Origin of the sequence: Nonomuraea sp. NPDC050547, assembly GCF_044457345.1 — a bacterium.
Classification (GTDB): domain Bacteria; phylum Actinomycetota; class Actinomycetes; order Streptosporangiales; family Streptosporangiaceae; genus Nonomuraea.
Window position 1 is genome coordinate 529,916 of the sequence record NZ_JBITGW010000004.1, and the last position, 16,146, is coordinate 546,061.

At 69.9% G+C, this 16,146-nt stretch carries 16 protein-coding genes; 10 read left to right on the top strand and 6 right to left on the bottom strand.

Annotated features, from left to right (window positions below; all coding sequences use genetic code 11):
- The first annotated feature begins 100 nt into the window (after positions 1-100).
- Genes ACIBHY_RS13215 through ACIBHY_RS13230 form a run of 4 tightly spaced genes read left to right on the top strand, consistent with a single transcriptional unit; the run spans position 101 to position 5,139 of the window.
- The gene (locus ACIBHY_RS13215; RefSeq protein ID WP_397306763.1) at positions 101-3,739 is read left to right on the top strand and encodes a nitrate- and nitrite sensing domain-containing protein; all 3,639 of its coding nucleotides are present in this window, start codon (positions 101-103) and stop codon (positions 3,737-3,739) included.
- A complete protein-coding gene (locus ACIBHY_RS13220) occupies positions 3,736-4,158 on the top strand; it encodes a roadblock/LC7 domain-containing protein (RefSeq protein ID WP_157250067.1) in 423 nt (140 codons plus the stop codon). The genes ACIBHY_RS13215 and ACIBHY_RS13220 overlap by 4 nt, the downstream gene beginning before the upstream one ends.
- A gap of 20 nt (positions 4,159-4,178) precedes the next feature.
- Positions 4,179-4,583, top strand: coding sequence for a DUF742 domain-containing protein (locus ACIBHY_RS13225; RefSeq protein WP_214641576.1), 405 nt, complete (start codon positions 4,179-4,181; stop codon positions 4,581-4,583).
- The gene (locus tag ACIBHY_RS13230; RefSeq protein ID WP_397253539.1) at positions 4,564-5,139 is read left to right on the top strand and encodes a GTP-binding protein; all 576 of its coding nucleotides are present in this window, start codon (positions 4,564-4,566) and stop codon (positions 5,137-5,139) included. The genes ACIBHY_RS13225 and ACIBHY_RS13230 overlap by 20 nt, the downstream gene beginning before the upstream one ends.
- Before the next feature lie 412 nt (positions 5,140-5,551).
- Here the strand turns inward: ACIBHY_RS13230 and ACIBHY_RS13235 are convergent, their stop codons facing one another.
- Positions 5,552-6,328 (bottom strand): ABC transporter ATP-binding protein, encoded by a 777-nt coding sequence (locus ACIBHY_RS13235; protein ID WP_397253541.1) that lies wholly within the window; start codon positions 6,326-6,328, stop codon positions 5,552-5,554.
- 211 nt (positions 6,329-6,539) lie between these two features.
- Here ACIBHY_RS13235 and ACIBHY_RS13240 point away from each other — a divergent pair, with 211 nt between their 5' ends.
- Genes ACIBHY_RS13240 through ACIBHY_RS13265 form a run of 6 tightly spaced genes read left to right on the top strand, consistent with a single transcriptional unit; the run spans position 6,540 to position 11,512 of the window.
- Positions 6,540-7,496, top strand: coding sequence for an ABC transporter substrate-binding protein (locus tag ACIBHY_RS13240; RefSeq protein WP_397306764.1), 957 nt, complete (start codon positions 6,540-6,542; stop codon positions 7,494-7,496).
- Positions 7,493-8,263: an ABC transporter permease gene (locus ACIBHY_RS13245; RefSeq protein ID WP_397306765.1), complete on the top strand. Its 771-nt coding sequence runs from the start codon at positions 7,493-7,495 to the stop codon at positions 8,261-8,263. Before ACIBHY_RS13240 ends, ACIBHY_RS13245 begins: the two co-directional genes overlap by 4 nt.
- Positions 8,260-9,024, top strand: coding sequence for an ABC transporter permease (locus ACIBHY_RS13250; RefSeq protein ID WP_397306766.1), 765 nt, complete (start codon positions 8,260-8,262; stop codon positions 9,022-9,024). The genes ACIBHY_RS13245 and ACIBHY_RS13250 overlap by 4 nt, the downstream gene beginning before the upstream one ends.
- Positions 9,025-9,045: 21 nt before the next feature.
- Positions 9,046-10,023, top strand: coding sequence for an ABC transporter substrate-binding protein (locus tag ACIBHY_RS13255; protein WP_397253548.1), 978 nt, complete (start codon positions 9,046-9,048; stop codon positions 10,021-10,023).
- Positions 10,020-10,766, top strand: coding sequence for an ABC transporter permease (locus ACIBHY_RS13260; protein WP_397306767.1), 747 nt, complete (start codon positions 10,020-10,022; stop codon positions 10,764-10,766). Before ACIBHY_RS13255 ends, ACIBHY_RS13260 begins: the two co-directional genes overlap by 4 nt.
- Complete coding sequence (locus tag ACIBHY_RS13265) at positions 10,751-11,512, top strand: ABC transporter permease (protein ID WP_397306768.1); 762 nt, start codon at positions 10,751-10,753, stop codon at positions 11,510-11,512. Before ACIBHY_RS13260 ends, ACIBHY_RS13265 begins: the two co-directional genes overlap by 16 nt.
- Here the strand turns inward: ACIBHY_RS13265 and ACIBHY_RS13270 are convergent.
- From ACIBHY_RS13270 to ACIBHY_RS13290, 5 genes are read right to left on the bottom strand one after another with little or no spacing between them, the layout of a single operon-like run.
- Positions 11,509-11,916, bottom strand: coding sequence for a pyridoxamine 5'-phosphate oxidase family protein (locus ACIBHY_RS13270; RefSeq protein WP_397253553.1), 408 nt, complete (start codon positions 11,914-11,916; stop codon positions 11,509-11,511). The two genes, ACIBHY_RS13265 and ACIBHY_RS13270, sit on opposite strands and share 4 nt — an antisense overlap.
- A complete protein-coding gene (locus tag ACIBHY_RS13275; protein ID WP_397253555.1) occupies positions 11,906-13,360 on the bottom strand; it encodes a dihydroorotase family protein in 1,455 nt (484 codons plus the stop codon). The genes ACIBHY_RS13270 and ACIBHY_RS13275 overlap by 11 nt, the downstream gene beginning before the upstream one ends.
- Entirely contained in the window at positions 13,357-14,112 is a 756-nt protein-coding gene (locus ACIBHY_RS13280) for an ABC transporter permease (protein ID WP_397306769.1), read from the bottom strand. The genes ACIBHY_RS13275 and ACIBHY_RS13280 overlap by 4 nt, the downstream gene beginning before the upstream one ends.
- Complete coding sequence (locus tag ACIBHY_RS13285; RefSeq protein ID WP_397306770.1) at positions 14,109-14,918, bottom strand: ABC transporter permease; 810 nt, start codon at positions 14,916-14,918, stop codon at positions 14,109-14,111. The genes ACIBHY_RS13280 and ACIBHY_RS13285 overlap by 4 nt, the downstream gene beginning before the upstream one ends.
- Positions 14,915-15,910 carry an ABC transporter substrate-binding protein gene (locus tag ACIBHY_RS13290; protein WP_379620330.1) on the bottom strand — a complete coding sequence of 332 codons (996 nt, stop codon included), beginning with the start codon at positions 15,908-15,910 and terminating at the stop codon, positions 14,915-14,917. Before ACIBHY_RS13290 ends, ACIBHY_RS13285 begins: the two co-directional genes overlap by 4 nt.
- Positions 15,911-16,146: the final 236 nt, after the last annotated feature.

Sequence of the window (16,146 nt, forward strand, 5' to 3'; positions counted from 1 at the left end):
CGCGACGCCAGGGGAGTACACAGGCGGACGGTTCCGGCTGGCTAACTGGCGTGTGCGCTCTAGGTTGGTGGCCCTGATCCTCATCCCCACCATCGTTGGTGTGCTCCTCGCCGGTGTTCAGCTCGCCAACGCGATCGGCACCAGCGCCGAGTACCGGCGGCTCACCCAGGTGGCCGAGCTGGTCCAGCGCATCGGCGCGCTCTCCCACGAGATGGGCAAGGAGCGCGCGCTCACCGCCTGGTACATCGCCGACCAGCGGCGGCCCAGCCGGATGGCGCAACTGCGCACGCAGCGCGCCGTCGTGGACGGCGCCAAGACCAAGGTGCTCGACAGCACGGCCGCCATCGACGACGCGCACTCGCCGCGCGTGCGGCAGGAAGTCGAGAACATGCGCCGCTGGCTCACCGGCCTCGACGGGCTGCGCGAGTCGATCCTGGGCGACAGCGTGCCGCCCCGAGCCGCGATCCGGACCTACTCGACGATGATCGACGTCCTGGAGAACCTCCAGGACGAGCTCGGCCAGGTCGGCGACGACGACATCCTGCTCAAGGACGTGGCCGCACTCGGCGCCCTCCAGAGGGCCAAGGAAGAGGTCTCGCGCCAGCAGGTCATCCTGGTCGTCGCGCTGGTCGAGCGGAAGCTGGACTACGACGACCTGTCGGACTTCCTCGGCTCCTGGAACGCTCAGCAGGCCGAGCTGGCCACCTTCGAGCAGGAAGCCCAGGCCAAGTACGCCTCCTTGTACACCGACACCCTCAAGGGCCCGGCCATCGACCGCGCCGACGCCATGCGTCAGCGCGCCCTGGCCCAGCTGCGTGAGTACAAGGAGATCCGCGACCTCGACATCACCGCCACGCCGCGCCGCGAGCTGCTGTTCTGGTACGACAGCACCACGCTGACCGTCAACGCCATGCGCAAGGTGGAGGACTCCCTCGCCACGGCCGTCGTGACCAAGACCCGCGAGCTGAGCGACACCGAGCAGCGCAACGCCATCATCTCCGGCGCGCTCATCCTCGTGCTGCTGCTCCTCGTCCTGGTGATCACCACCCGCGTGGCCGGCTCGCTGGTCCGCCCGCTGCGCCGGCTGCGCGCCGAGGCGCTCCAGGTGGCCACGACCAGGCTGCCGGAGACCGTCCGCGTGCTGCGCGAGTCCGGCGACGGCGCCGCCACGCCAGAGGTCCCCTCCGTCGGCGTCAACACCCGAGACGAGATCGGGGAAGTGGCACGGGCCTTCGACGAGGTCCACCGCGAGGCGATCCGGCTGGCCGGCGACGAGGCCAAGCTGCGCGCCAACGTCAACTCCATGTTCGTCAACCTCTCGCGCCGCTCGCAGACGCTCGTCGAGCGCCAGCTGCAGCTCATCGAAGGCCTGGAGCAGGGCGAGGAGGACGAGAACCGGCTCGCCAACCTCTTCCGCCTCGACCACCTGGCCACCCGCATGCGCCGCAACAGCGAGAACCTCCTGGTCCTCGCCGGCCAGGAGGCCGCGCGCAAGTGGAGCGAGCCCGTCCCGCTGGTCGACATCGCCCGCGCCTCGCTGTCCGAGGTCGAGAACTACGAGCGGGTCCAGATCCAGATCCCGTCCGACATCCAGATCGTCGGCCCGGCCGTCACCGACGCCGTCCACCTGCTCGCCGAGCTGATCGAGAACGCGATCTCCTTCTCGCCGCGCGAGAGCCGGGTCAGCGTCACCAGCGCGCCCGCCGACGGCGGCTTCGTCGTCACCATCAGCGACCTGGGCATCGGCATGAGCGGCGACGAACTGGCCGAGGCCAACTGGCGCCTGGCCAACCCGCCCGTCGTGGACGTGTCCGTCTCCCGGCGCATGGGCCTGTTCGTGGTCGGCCGCCTGGCCCTGCGCCACGGCATCCGGGTCCAGCTGCGCATGCGGGAGACCGGCGGGCTCAGCGCGCTGGTCATGCTGCCCGACATGCTCGTCGCCGCCGCCAACGGCATGGTGCCGCAGCAGCGCGGGCAGTACGACAGCTTCACCACCTTCGACCCGGCCATGCTGGGCTCGCCGCCGTACGCCAACCCCGACACTCCCGAGGTACGCGCCCACGAGTCGCTGGCAGACACCCAGTGGCCGGGTTCGATGCCGGTGCCGGACACGGGCGGCTGGACACCGTACGGCGAGGAGCCGTCCCCATCCGGTCAGCCGCCTTACGCGGACGCGCCCGGCGACCAGGCGCCCGCCGCCTTCGGTGAGCAGCCGCCCTTCGGTGAGCAACAGCCTTTCGCCGACCAGCAGCCCTTCACCGACCAGCAGCCTTCGGCCGGCCAGCCCTTCGCCGGTCAGGCACCCTTCGCCGGCGAGTCGCCTTTCGCCGAGCAGTCGCCCGAGGCGAGCTGGCCGTCGTTCGCCGAGCAGCCGCCGCCGCTCGCGGCCGACCAGCGCTGGCCCTCCTTCGCGGAGGAGCCGCCGCCGCTTGAGGTCGATCAGCGGTGGCCGTCCTTCGGCGAAGAGTCGAACTGGCCGTCGGTCGCCTCCTCGACCCCCAACGGCAACGGCTCGGGCAACGGGCTGTTCACGCCCTACAACACCGACTACGCCTCGCAGGACCTCACCGGGCCGCTGCCCGTGGTCGACAGCTCGCCCATGGAGTCCGAGGGAGAGGACTTCCTGCCGATCTTCTCGTCGGTGGGCTCCGACTGGTTCCGCCGGCCCGAGCCCGACCCGCTGAAGGCCCAGGAGCCGCCCGCCGATCCCGAGCTGCCCGGTCCTTCGACCGGCGCGTTCGGACCGGTGGGACAGGGCGGGTACACCGGAGCTCCGGGTTCTGCCTCCGACGGCTTCAGCGGTCCGGGGACGGGCGCGTTCGGCGCCGTCGGCAACAGCCCCGCCTACGACTCCTTCGAGGCCGACTCGCCCCCGACCATGCCCCACCCGGTCATCTCGGCCGACGGACCTCCGCCGGTCTCCGGTTACGGCCAGGGCCCGGGTTACGGCCAGGGCGCGGGTCACGCCGGCCCCGGCGGTCACGCGGACTCCCAGGGCGGCTACGCGGGCGCCGGTCAGGGCGGCTCAGGCGGCCAGCCCGGCTACACGGGCCCCGGCGGTCCCTCCGGCGCGCATGGCTCGGACTACGCGGGCTCCCCTGGCTCGGACTACGCGGGCGCGGGCGTCCCTGGCACCGGCCACGGTGGCGCAGGTCACGGTGGCGCCGGTCAGGCGGGCCCCGGCGATGCGGGTTCCGGCTATGGCGGCCCCGGCAACGCGGGCTCAGGCTACGGAGGCTCCGGTCACGCGGGTTCTGGTCACGCGGGCCCCGGCTATGCGGGTGCGGGCTCCGGCCATGCGGGTCCTGGCGCGGGTGGTCCCGGCGCCGGTGGTCCGGGTGCCGGTGGGCCCGGTGCGGGTTCCGGTGGACCCGGTGCCGGCCCCGGTGCCGGTGGCGCGGGTGCGGACGGGTCCGGACAGGCGGGTGGCGTCGGCAAGTCCGGTCTGCCGCAGCGCCGGCCGGGACAGTCCGGCGCCGGTGCTTCCTGGACCTCCCCCGCCGACAGCGGTTTCCAGGCCGCGCAGGCCGCCGCCGAGCCCGCCAGGGGCGGCACCACCGCCTCCGGACTGCCGCGGCGCGTGCCCAAGGCCAACCTGGTGCCGGGCACGGCGGGCTCCGCCGAGCCCCCAATGACGTCACCGGCACCGCCGATCTCACCCGAGCGCCTGCGCAGCAGGCTCTCCAGCTTCCAGCAGGGTGTACGGCAGGGCCGTGAGGATCTGAAGGAGAAGGAATGAGAGAACTGAGCCAGGGAGCGCGTGGCATCAGCTGGCTGATCACCGATTTCGTCAACAACGTGCCCGGTGTCGCGCACACTGTTGTCGTGTCGTCGGACGGTCTGCCGCTGGCCTTCTCCGAGGGGTTCCCCAAGGACCGGGCCGACCAGCTCGCCGCGGTCGCCTCCGGTGTGATCAGCTTGACCCAGGGCGCGGCCCGCGTCTTCGAGGGCGGCATGGTCACCCAGACGGTGATCGAGATGCAGCGCGGCCTTTTGATGATCATGTCGATCAGTGATGGATCGTGTCTGGCGGTGCTCGCCTCGCCCGACTGCGACATGGGCCTGGTGGCCTACCAGATGACGCTCCTCGTCGAGCGGGCCGGTCAGGTGCTGACGCCCGCCGTACGGGCGGAGCTGCAGGCGGCCCGCCCCCGCTAGCCGGGCGGTGACAGGAGATCATGGTGTCAGGTCAGGGTTGGGCTGGTGATAGCACTCCGCCGCATCCGTCGGCGCCCCGTCCGCAGAAGCCGAGCTCTCTGGTGCGGCCTTATGCCGTGACCGGGGGGCGTACCGCTCCGCGGATGAAGTTCGCCATGGAGGCGCTGGTTTCCTCCGTGACGTCGGAATACCAAGATATTTCCCTCTTGAGTCCGGAGTATCAGGCGATCATCCAGCTGACACGAAATGTTCGGTCGGTTGCGGAGATCTCCGCCCTTTTACGGCAACCTCTCGGGGTGGTCCGGGTGCTGATCGCCGACATGGCGTCGGAAGGCCTGATCCGCGTGCACCAGCCTGCGCTGGACGCGGGGAAGCCGGACCTCAACTTGCTCGAAAGGGTACTCAGTGGACTTCGCAGGCTCTAGCGCCGGCCTCACCTCGACGAAGATCGTCGTGGCTGGAGGCTTCGGCGTGGGCAAGACGACGTTCGTGGGAGCGGTCTCTGAGATCCTGCCGCTCACCACGGAGGCCGTCATGACCGACGCGTCGGCCGGCGTCGACGACGTGTCGCTCACTCCCAACAAGACCACGACCACGGTGGCGATGGACTTCGGCCGGGTCTCACTGGACCGCGACCTGATCCTCTACCTGTTCGGGACTCCGGGTCAGCACCGGTTCTGGTTCATGTGGGACGACCTGGTACGCGGCGCCATCGGCGCGGTGGTCCTCGTGGACACGCGCCGCCTGGCCGACAGCTTCCCGGCCATCGACTACTTCGAAGAGGCCAAGCTGCCGTTCGTGGTCGGTGTGAACGGCTGGGACGGGGCCTTTTTGCACGATGAGCGGGAACTGCGCGAGGCGCTGACGGTCAGCGACGGCACCCCGATCGTCCGCCTCGACGCCCGCAACCGGGAGTCGGTCAAGTCGACCCTGATCACGCTGGTCGAACACGCCCTGACCCGCCAGATCGCCCCGGCCTGACCCCAGGAAAGTTGGCCGAGCGGACCAAGCCCGGCCAACCAACCAACCTGCCCCTGGCCCAGAACCCACCCCTGGCCCACAACCACCTCGGCACTCCTGGCCGAGAATCCACCAAAGGGCACTGGCTTGGACCCGCCCAGGCACGGCGTGAACCCGCGCCTGTCCCTGGCGAACGTCTCGCGGCCTCGCGCGTGGTGCCTGGGGCCCGTGCGGAGAGCCTCTGGGATGCGGGGGTTTCCCGCTCAGGGGGTGCACGCGCGCACGTCGCGGTGGCCGGCCACGGAGGCGGAGGAGCGTTCCCCTGGAAGGTCGCCCGCCACGTGCGGCGGGTGGGGGTGGGGCGGCTTGCCGTAACCCCAAAGCGCCTTAAGGCGGGGAGACCACGGCGAGCGCTTGAGGGCGGGAAGATAGTTCAGGCGGGGGTCTTGGAGTCGAGGCCGCGGACCAGACGCCCCACCTCGGCGCGAAGGTGGACGAAGTCGGGGTGTTCGCGGGTGGTGATCTGGTCGCGGGGGGACGGCAGGTCCACGGGCAGGTCGCCGACCACGTTGGCGGGGGCCTTGGACAGGACGACCACGCGGTCCCCGACGTACACGCTCTCGTCGATGTCGTGCGTGATGAGCACGATGGTCATCTGGTGGTGGCCGCGCACCTGCAGCACGAGGTCTTCGAGGTCCTCGCGGGTCTGGGCGTCGACGGAGCCGAAGGGCTCGTCCATGAGCATGAGCGTCGGACGGTAGGCGAGGGCGCGGGCGATGGCCACCCGCTGCTGCATGCCGCCGGACAGCTGGAACGGGTATTTCTTGCCCGCGTCCCCCAGCCCGACCGACTCCAGCGCCTCCTGCGCGGCGTCTCTGCGCGCCTTCTTGTCCATGTTCTTGCGGCGCAGCGGCAGGGCGACGTTGTCGGCCACGGACATCCACGGGAACAACGACCGGCTGTAGTCCTGGAAGACGACGGCCAGGTTGTCGGGTGTGTGGGTGACCAGCTGCCCGTCGACCTTGATCTCGCCGCCGGTGGGCGTGAGGAGGCCGGCGATGCTGCGCAGCAGTGTGGACTTGCCGGCGCCGGAGGGGCCGACGATGCACAGCAGTTCGCCGTCGGCGACGCTCAGGGAGAGGCCTTCGATGGCGTGGTGGGCGCTGGGGCCGCTGCCGTAGGTGTGGCTGAGGTTGGATATCTCGAGCAAGGTTGGGTTCCTTGAGGGGCGCGAGTGACCCTCTGACTCTAGCGGAGGCCCGAATTGTGAAGCCATAGCTGGCATTGACCAGAATTCACGTTGCTTTGTGCCTTTGAGTCCGGATTGGGGATTTCACTCGTCGAAAAGGTGTCAGAAAAGCCGCGCGTCATGAAATATCGTCTCTTGCGGCAGGCCCTCCCCACCCCCCGGAGCGCACACCATGAGACGTACGATCCCCGCCCTCCTGCTCGCCACCACCCTGGCGCTGACCGCGTGCGGCGGTGCCGAGCAGGCGTCCACCGGCGGGCTGGAGAAGCCCGTCATCAAGGTGGGCGCGCTGCCCATCCCCGACGCGGCCGCCCTCTACATCGCCCAGTCCAAGGGCTACTTCAAGGACGAGGGCCTCACCGTCGAGCCGATCACGATCCAGGGCGGCGCCGTCGCGCTGCCGCAGATCAAGAGCGGCGCCCTCGACATCTCCCACACCAACTACGTCTCCACGTTCCTCGCCGCGAGCAGGGGCGAGAAGGTGAAGGTGGTCGGCGACCTCTACGGCGCCGCCCCGAACACCTTCGACCTCATGGTCGCCAAGGACTCCCCGATCCGGGCGGTCGCCGATCTCAAGGGCAAGACCATCCTGGTCAACACCCTCAACAACATCGGCACGCTGGCCGTCACCTCGACGCTGAAGAGCGCGGGCGTGGCGCCGGGCGAGGTGAAGTTCGTCGAGAAGCCGTTCCCCGACATGGGCAACGCGCTGGCCGCCGGGCAGGCCGACGCCGCATGGCTGACCGAGCCGTTCATCACCGCCACGCAGGTCCAGCCGGGCCTGCGCGTCCTCGCCGACACCATGACGGGGCCGACGGCCGGCCTGCCGATCGCCGCCTGGATGGCCACCGGCGAGTGGGTCGCGAAGAACCCCAAGACGCTCGCCGCCTTCCAGCGCGCGATCGGCAAGGCGCAGAAGCTGGCCGCCGGTGACCGCAAGGCCGTCGAGGAGGTCATCCCCTCGTACTCGAAGATCGACAAGACGGCGGTCACGAAGATCACGCTGGGAAGCTTCCCGACCGACCTCGACGCGGCCAGGTTGCAACGGGTGGCCGACCTGATGCTGGAGTTCGGATATCTCAAGCAGCCCCTGGACGTCAAGACGCTCCTGGTCAGCACCGCCGGATGAGCGTGCGTGCCGTGCGGGGCGCGGCGGGCGTCGCCGCGTTCCTGCTCGTGGCCGAGCTGGTCGTGCGCTTCTGGCTGGCCGAGGGCGTGGTGTTCCCGCCGCCTTCGGCCGTGCTGATCGAGGCCGCGCTGCTCCTGGCCGACCCCGCGTTTCTGGGGGGCGTCGCCGCCACCCTGCTCAACTGGGCGCTCGGCCTGCTGGCCGCCGTCGCCGTCGCGGTGCCGGCGGGCGTGGCGCTCGGCGCGCTGCCCGCCGCCGAGCGGGCGACCCGCCCGCTGCTGGAGTTCATGCGTCCCATCCCGTCGGTGGCGATCATCCCGCTGGCGATCCTGCTCATCCCCGTGGACGTCGCGATGAAGGCCTCGGTGATCGTGTACGCCGCCGTGTGGCCCATCCTCATCAACACGCTGTACGGCATGCGCGAGGTCGACCCCCTGGCCAAGGATTCCCTGCGCAGCTTCGGCTTCGGCCCTATGGCGGTGCTGTGGCGGGTCAGCCTGCCCAGCGCCGCCCCGTTCGTGGCCACCGGCGTCCGCATCGCCGCCGGCGTGGCCCTCATTCTCGCGGTCAGCGCGGAACTGCTGGCCGGAGGCAGCTCCGGCATCGGCGTCTTCGTCATCCAGGCGGGCAGCGGCAACCGTACCGATCTCATGCTGGCCGCCACGCTCTGGGCGGGCGCGGCGGGCCTGATGGCCAACACGCTGCTGGAGGCGGGAGAGCGCCGCCTGTTCCGCTGGCACGAGGCGCGCAGGGGAGTGGCCGGGTGAGCGTGCTGAACAGGCTGTGGTTCGTGCCCGCTGTGCTGGTCGTGTGGGAGGCGCTCACGCGGCTGAAGGCCGACACCGACTTCCCGCCGCCGACCGCGATCGCGGGCCGGATGCGCGAGCTGTGGTTCTCCGGCCCGGCCGCCCGGTTGTTCCTGACCGACGAGGCGGTGGCCAACCTGCTGCCGAGCCTGGCCCGCATGTTCACCGGCTGGGTGCTGGCCGCCGCGGCCGGCGTGCTGGCGGGGGTGCTGATCGGCCGTTCGCGGGTGGCTCAGGACTACGCCGGGCCGCTGATCCAGTTCGGACGCTCGGTGCCGCCGCCGTTGCTGCTGCCCTTCTTCCTCGCGCTGCTGCAGGGCGGCCTGGCCACGCAGCTGGCCGGGATCGTCTTCGGCGTGATCTGGCCGGTGCTCCTGAACTCGATCGACGGCGCCCGCTCGGTCGAGGTCCTGCAGATCGAGACGGCCCGCGTGTTCGGGTTGTCCCGCGCCGAGCAGGTCCGCAGGGTCATCATCCCGGCGGCGGCGCCGAAGATCCTGGCCGGTCTGCGGTTGAGTCTTTCGCTGGCACTGATCATGATGGTGATCTCCGAGTTGTTCGGCGGCACCGACGGGATCGGGTATCAGCTGCTGCAGGCGCAGCGGGGGTTCGACACCCCGGGGGTCTGGGCCGCCATCGCGCTGCTCGGTCTGCTCGGTTACGGGGTGAACTCCCTGTTCGTCGTGATCGAGCGCCGCCTGCTCGGGTGGCAGGGGGCGTAAGCCGGAAGAGGTGGAACTTTCATGAAATTCTCCCGAGTGTCGCTGTTAACGGTCCTGGTGGCCGCGACGGCGCTGGCGGGATGCGGCTCGGGGACGGACGCGGCGGAGCCGGGCAAGACCGCCGCGGGCCAGGAGACGAGCGTGGTCAAGGCGATGGCGCTGCCGTTCCTCGACCAGGCCGGGCTGCACGTGGGTCTCGACAAGGGCGTCTTCAAGAGCGAGGGCCTTGACCTCACCGCGCAGTTCTTCACCGACAGCAAGGCGGGCAGCGTCGCCTTCAACAGCGGCGAGGTCGACCTGGGCTTCGCCAACTACGTGAGCCTGCTGCAGATCATCGACAACGGCGCCAAGCTGAAGATCATCTCTGAGGGGTCGGTCGGCAAGCCCGGTGTCCAGGCGGTCATGGTGCCGGAGTCCTCGCCGATCAAGACGGTCAAGGACCTGGAGGGCAAGAAGGTCGCCGTAGCGGTGCTGAAGAACGTCCAGCCGCTGATGCTCAACGCGGTCCTGCGCGACGCCGGCGCCGATCCGGCCAAGGTCGAGTACGTGCAGGTGCCGGTCCCGAACACGGTCGCCGCCGTCGAGGCGGGACAGGTGGACGCCGCCGCCTTCACCGAGCCGTTCACCAGCCAGGCCGCGGGCAAGGGCTTCCGCCTCGTCACCGACCTGGCCTCCGGCACCACGCAGAACTGGCCCACCGCCGGCTACTTCGTCAAGCAGGAGTGGATCGACGCCCACCCGAAGACCGCCGCCGCCCTGGGCAAGGCGCTCGGCAAGGCGCAGAGCCTGGCCGCCGACCGGGTCAGCGTCGAGAAGGTCCTGCAACTGCCCACCTACACCAAGATGGACGCCACGACCGCGGCGGCGATCAAGCTCGTCGACTTCCCGACCGCGCCCGACGCCGCCCGCCTCCAGCGCGTCATCGACCAGATGAAGGTCGAGGGCCTGCTCAAGAGCGACTTCAAGGCCGCCGACCTCATCTACACCCCGGGCGGTTGACCGGGTACCGCCGGCGCGGCGTCGTGGGCGTCGCGCTTCTGCTGGCCGGCCTGGAGGCGCTGGGCCGGGCGAGCGGGGGCACGCTGCCGCCCGCCGGGGACATCCTGGCCAGGGCGGCGGCGCTCGCCCTGGAACCCGGCTACCTGTCCCATCTGGCGGGCACCCTGTTCACCTGGGCCGGCGGCACGCTTCTGGCCACCGTCCTCGCGATCCCGGCCGGGCTGCTGCTCGGCACCCTGCCGGGCGTGGAGCGGGCGAGCAGGGCGGTGCTGGAGTTCCTCCGCCCGATGCCGGGCGTCGCGCTCTTCCCGCTGGTCGGCATGATGCTCGGCTCCGGCTCCACCACCCGGCTCGTGGTCGTCACCTACGTCGCGTTGTGGCCCGTCCTGTTCAACGCCGTGTACGGGCTGCGCGACGTCGAGCCGGTGGCCGTGGACACGCTGCGCGCCTTCGGCTTCGGCCGTACCGCGGTGCTGGTGCGGGTCTCGCTGCCGAGCGCGGCGCCGTTCATCGCCACCGGTGTACGGCTGGCGGCCGGCATCGCCCTGATCGCCACCATCGCCGGCGAGATCTTCATGGGCACCGGACAGGGGATCGGGGTGCACGTGGCCCAGTCGACGTTCGTCCCCGACGCCACGGTCGAGGTGCTGGCCGTCACCGTCTGGGCCGCCCTGCTCGGCCTGCTCGCCAACACCCTGCTGGTACGCGGCGAGCGCCGCCTGTTCTCATGGGCCCACCGGTGATCCGCTGGGCGGTGTTCGCCGCCTGCGCGCTGGCCTGGGAGGCGCTGTCGCGCTCGGCGGGCAACCGCTTCTTCCCGCCGCCCTCGCAGATCGCGGCCCGCATGTACGAGATGTGGTTCTCCGGCCCCTACATCCTCACCGACCAGGCGATCGAGCACTTCGCACCGAGCCTGGGCAGGCTGGCCGCCGGGCTCGCGGGCGCGGTGGTCGCCGGGGTGGTCCTGGGCTTCGTCCTGGGCCGGTCGGAGAAGGCGCGCGCCTACGCCGACCCGGTGCTGCAGCTCTTCCGCGCCGTCCCGCCCCCGCTGCTGGTGCCGGTCTTCATCGTGCTGCTGAGCGTCGGCACCCAGATGCAGCTGGCCACGATCGCCTTCGCCACGCTCTGGCCGATCCTGCTCAACACCGCCGACGGCGTCAAAGGCGTGGACCGGCAGCATCTGGAGACCGCCCAGGTCTTCCGCCTGACCGCCGTCCAGCGGCTGTGGCGGGTGCTCGTGCCGTCGGCGCTGCCGAAGGTGTTCGCCGGGCTGCGGCTGAGCATGTCCGTGGCGCTGATCCTCATGGTCTTCGCCGAGCTGATGCCCGGCTCGTCCAACGGCATCGGCTACCTGCTGCAGGACGCCTACGCGGTCGGCGACCTGCCCAGGATGTGGTCGGCGGTGGTGCTGATCGGGGTGCTCGGCTACGCGCTCAACGCGGTGTTGCTGGCCGTACAGCGCAGGGTGCTGGCCTGGCAGGGCGGCTAGAACGCGCGGCGGATCGGGGGCGCGTACCCGGCCGAGTCGATCCCCCACGAGGAGATCGAGGCGGGCAGCAGCTCAAGCCACTGCGGGCCGCCGCCGCGCACCACCTGCTCGCCGCCGCTGTCGTGGAGCTTGGCGGTGCCGCGCACGAGCAGGCCGCGCGGCACGCCGTCCTCGGTGTAGTCGTCCACGACGATCGCCAGTTCCGGGTTCTCGGCGGCGTTGTCGCGGTAGGCGCGCCGCTGCCCGCGGACGGGCAGGTCGCGCGCGCCGATCTCCAGCGACCGCCCGCCCTCCGACAGCCGGAACCGCACCGGCACCACGTGCGGCCGCCCGTCGGCGCCGGCGCTGGCCAGCCGGCCGATCGTGTGGTCACGCAGGTAGAGGAGCTCGCCTTCAGTGAACACCGGGCCTCACGAGATAGGAGCCGAGGGGACGGCCGATGATCTTACCCGCGTCCATGACGTGGTGTCCGCGCACGAACGTGTCGGTCACCCGGGCGGTCAGCTCGAAGCCCTCGAACGGCGTGTACTCCTGGGTGGACTCCGAGTCGGCCGCGTGCACCGTCCACGTCTGGTCCGGGTCCACCAGCGCCACGTCCGCGTCGTAGCCGGGCGCGATCGTGCCCTTGGACCGCAGGCCGTACCTGCGCGCGGGGTTCCACGAGGTGAGCGCGGCGATCCTCCCGTACGGCAGGCCGCGCCGCCGGCCCTCGGAGACGAGCCCCGGCAGCAGGTACTCCGCGCCGCCGAAGCCCGCCTTGGCCACGAACACGTCGTCCCGCGGCTCGCCGTACTTCAGTTCCTCGCGGCAGCAGGCGTGGTCGCTGACCACCCAGTCGACGGTGCCGTCGAGCACGTACTCCCACAGCGCCTCGACGTCCTCCTGGGGCCGGATCGGCGGGTTGACCTTGCCGCCCAGCCCTTCGGCGGTCTCGACGGAGGCCAGCAGGTGCCCGATGGTGACCTCGCGGCGGAAGTCGATGTGCGGGAAGGCGGCGGCCATGCGCACCGCGGCGTCCAGCGCCTTGCGCGAGGACAGGTGCAGCAGGTTGATGTTGGCCAGCCCGGTCTCGTGCGCCAGGTAGGAGGCGATGAAGACGGCCAGGCCCTCGGAGTGCGGCGGCCGCGAGGCGCTGTAGGCGGCCAGGCCGCTGAGCTCGCCGGCCTCCTCGACCAGCTTGGTGTAGGCGGTCATGATCTCGGCGGTCTCGCAGTGCAGCGACAGCGAGATCTCGCCGGCCAGGTCGGGGAAGCGTTCGCGGGCCGCCTGGACGCCGCGCATGACGAACTCGAAGTGGGCGTAGTCGTAGCGTTCGCCGTCGGGCAGCATGAGGAATCGGCTCTGGTCGTTGGAACGGCCGTGCAGGCCGTGCCCGCCGTAGAACATGAAGATCTTGAAGCTGGGCACGCCGTGCTTCTCGATCAGGTCGGGCAGTTCCGCGATGTGCGTGCTCGACATGGGCGCCAGGTGGAAGCCGTAGTCGATGTAGGCGCGTCCCTCGGCCCGGGAGAGCACCTCGGGGAAGAACTCGGCGTAGGGGCCGCCCCGGTTGAGGTAGTACTGGCCGGTGCGCATGTAGGTGAGCGCGGTGGTGACGCCGCCCTGGGCGGCCGCCCGGCTCTCGGTCGAGGCGTCCTCCTCCAGCGCGTTGTAGATGCCCCAGTGCTGGTGGGCGTCGACCACGCCGGGGAAGGCGAGCTTGCCGTTCCCCTCGATGACGTCGTCGCCGGGCGGCAGGCCGGGGGCGACCGCGGTGATGCGGCCGTCCGATATGGCGATGTCCGCCTCAACGGGTTCGTCACGCTCTTGGGTGACCACCCGCACGTTCCTGATCAGCAGGTCTGTCATGACCGCCTCCGGTTGTGGTGCCAGGCGAGGACGCGGCGCTCGCCCATGAGGAACAGGGAGTTGAGAAGGAAGCCCAGCACGCCGAGCATCACGACGCCGGCCCACAGGGCGGGCATGTCGGCATTGTTGGAGGCGAGGCTGAGCAGGTAGCCGATGCCCTCCGTGCTGCCCTTGAGCTCGGAGACGACCATGAGGATGAGCGCCAGTGAGACGCTCAGCCGCAGCCCCGCGAAGATCTTGGGGGAGGCGGCGGGCAGGATGATGCGCAGGATCCGCAGGTGGGCGGGGATGCCGAAGACGGTGGCCGTCTCGATCTGCATCCGCTCCACGTGGCGGGCGCCGTCGATGGAGTTCAGCAGGATCGGCCAGATGATGCCGAAGATGATCGTGGCCACCTGTACCTCGGTGCCCATGCTGAACAGCACCAGGAAGACCGGGAGCATCGCCGGCGGCGGCACCGCCCGGCCGAACTCCACGAGCGGGTCGATGTAGTCGGCCAGCCATTGCGTACGCCCCAGCGCCACGCCCAGCAGGACACCGACCAGCACCGCCACGCACCAGGCGCCGACCACCCTGGCCAGGCTCGGCCAGACGTGCCCGATCGCCTCTTCGGCGGCGAACATCTCATACAGCCGCACCACGATGCGCGAGGGCGCCGGGAAGTACGGGCTGGCGACCGCGACCGCGGCCAGTTCCCAGCCGACCAGGACGACGGGGATCAGCCAGAGCCGCTTGACGAGAGTCCTGATCATGCGCTCCGCCACCTGAACAGCCGCCGCTCGGCGCGCAGCAGCACCGCGTTGACCACCAGGCCGACCAGTCCGGCCCAGATCAGCGTCGCGATCACGTCGAGCATGGCCGACTCGCCGATGCCGGTGCTGGCCTCGATGAGGAACCTGCCCACGCCGCTGGCGCCGCCGACGAAGTACTCCACGCTGATGGCCAGGATGAGGGTGACCGAGGCGGCCAGCCGTACACCGGTGAAGATGAACGGCGCCGCGCTCGGCAGCGCCACTCGCCACACCACCGCGCCCGCGCCGAAGCCGAACGAGCGCAGGGTCTCGGCGGCGACCGGGTCGACGTCGCGCACGCCGTACAGGGTGTTGATGAGGATGGGCCAGGACGCGGCGTAGACGATCAGCGCGATCTTGGCGTTGATCTCGGGCGTGAAGAAGAACAGTGCCAGCGGGATCAGCGCGACCGACGGGATGGGCCGCAGGAACTCCACGATGGCGCGCGTGGTCTCCTCCACCACCGGCACCGTTCCGAGCAGCAGCCCGACCGGTACGGCCAGCAGCACCGCGAGCCCGAGCCCGAGGATCGCGGCGGTCAGGGTCGCGGCCAGGTCGCCGAGGAAGACGGGGTCGGCGGCCAGCGTGGCGAACCTGATCAGCGAGTCGGAGGCGTTCGGCAGCCAGGTGAACAGCCCGGCCCGGCTCGTGACCTCCCACAGAAGCAGAAAAGCCGCCACGCCGACGACGTGGCGGGTGATCTTCGCTAGGGGGACGCGGGCGAGCGGGTCGCGCTCGCGCCGCGTTCCGTCGATCGCTGCGGTCATCCCTGCGGATTGACGATCATCGTGCTCACGTCCATCTTCGCCTTCAGGAAGCCGTACTCGGCCATCAGGTCGGCGACGCGTTGGATGCGCTGGGCGTTCAGCGAGGTCGGGTAGTTGCCGAGGTTGATCGTCGCGGCCGTTTCCTTGGGGATCTTGGTGAACGTGGGCAGGATCGCGGTCACCGCGTCACGGTCGGTGGCGGCGATGTTCTGCGCCTTGGCCATCGCGCGCTGGAAGGCGGCCATGGTCTTGGGGTTCTCGCTGATCCACTTCTCGGTGGCGGCCCAGCCGGTGATGGGCAGGCTCTCGGTGGGGCCGGACATGGTGTCGATCAGCATGGTGGCGCCGAGCTTGCTCTCCGCCTCGCTGACGTACGGGTCGGTCATCCAGACCGCGTCCGCGTCGCCCTTCTCCAGCGACGACAGCCAGTTGGTGGTCGCGATCTCGACGTAGGTGACGTCCTTCTGCGGGTCGACGCCGTTGATCTTCAAGTGCGGGTTCATGGTGAGAACGCCGAGTCCCTTGAGCGCGTTGACGCCGATCTTCTTTCCCTTGAGGTCGGAGATTTTCTTGATCGGTGAATTCTTGGCGACCATCACGCCGAACGCGCCGCTGGCTCCCTGATAGGAGTCGGCGATGTACTTGAACTTCTCCGAACCGCCCTCCTGAATGGTCAGGATGGTGGCGTAGCTGCCAAGGACGACGTCCATCTGGCCGTTGCTGAGCTTGGGCAAGACGGCCTGCGGAGCCTGGATGGGCTCCTGCCTGACATCAAGTCCCTGCTCCTTGAAGAAGCCGCGTTCCATGGCGATGAACAGGGGCGCAGAGTCGGCTCCGGGGTACTGGCCGATGAGCAACGAGGTCTTCTCCAGACCCGACGCGTTGGCCGTACCCCCCGGTTTGCTTTCCGTCCCGGATCCAGAACACCCCGCAATCACCAGGGTTGTCGCCAGGCCGATCAGGGCGGTGCGCCCCAGGGCACGTAACCGCATGCCGTGTCTCCTTATGAACCAGGGGGTGTGAGCGACGATGACACGCACTGTAACGCACGAGAAGAGATTTAAAGGAGATATAGTGGATATGTCAGTTTTAGCCTTTTGACCGTCGGATTTAAATTATCCCGCGTACTTTGTCCGGTTTTATGGGTATTTATGTTGGTATGTCGTGTAGATGGCAGGGTGGCTTTCCGGATAGGCTCAGAGGGCGATCATAGGTTTGGGTGTAAGGG

Bases quoted from the DNA above. Each gene is read 5' to 3' on its own strand.
- ACIBHY_RS13220 (WP_157250067.1), top strand. From the start codon at position 3,736: ATGAGAGAACTGAGCCAGGGAGCGCGTGGCATCAGCTGGCTGATCACC.
- ACIBHY_RS13225 (WP_214641576.1), top strand. From the start codon at position 4,179: ATGGTGTCAGGTCAGGGTTGGGCTGGTGATAGCACTCCGCCGCATCCG.
- ACIBHY_RS13240 (WP_397306764.1), top strand. From the start codon at position 6,540: ATGAGACGTACGATCCCCGCCCTCCTGCTCGCCACCACCCTGGCGCTG.
- ACIBHY_RS13245 (WP_397306765.1), top strand. From the start codon at position 7,493: ATGAGCGTGCGTGCCGTGCGGGGCGCGGCGGGCGTCGCCGCGTTCCTG.
- ACIBHY_RS13255 (WP_397253548.1), top strand. From the start codon at position 9,046: ATGAAATTCTCCCGAGTGTCGCTGTTAACGGTCCTGGTGGCCGCGACG.
- ACIBHY_RS13265 (WP_397306768.1), top strand. From the start codon at position 10,751: ATGGGCCCACCGGTGATCCGCTGGGCGGTGTTCGCCGCCTGCGCGCTG.
- ACIBHY_RS13275 (WP_397253555.1), bottom strand. From the start codon at position 13,360: ATGACAGACCTGCTGATCAGGAACGTGCGGGTGGTCACCCAAGAGCGT.
- ACIBHY_RS13280 (WP_397306769.1), bottom strand. From the start codon at position 14,112: ATGATCAGGACTCTCGTCAAGCGGCTCTGGCTGATCCCCGTCGTCCTG.
- ACIBHY_RS13285 (WP_397306770.1), bottom strand. From the start codon at position 14,918: ATGACCGCAGCGATCGACGGAACGCGGCGCGAGCGCGACCCGCTCGCC.
- ACIBHY_RS13290 (WP_379620330.1), bottom strand. From the start codon at position 15,910: ATGCGGTTACGTGCCCTGGGGCGCACCGCCCTGATCGGCCTGGCGACA.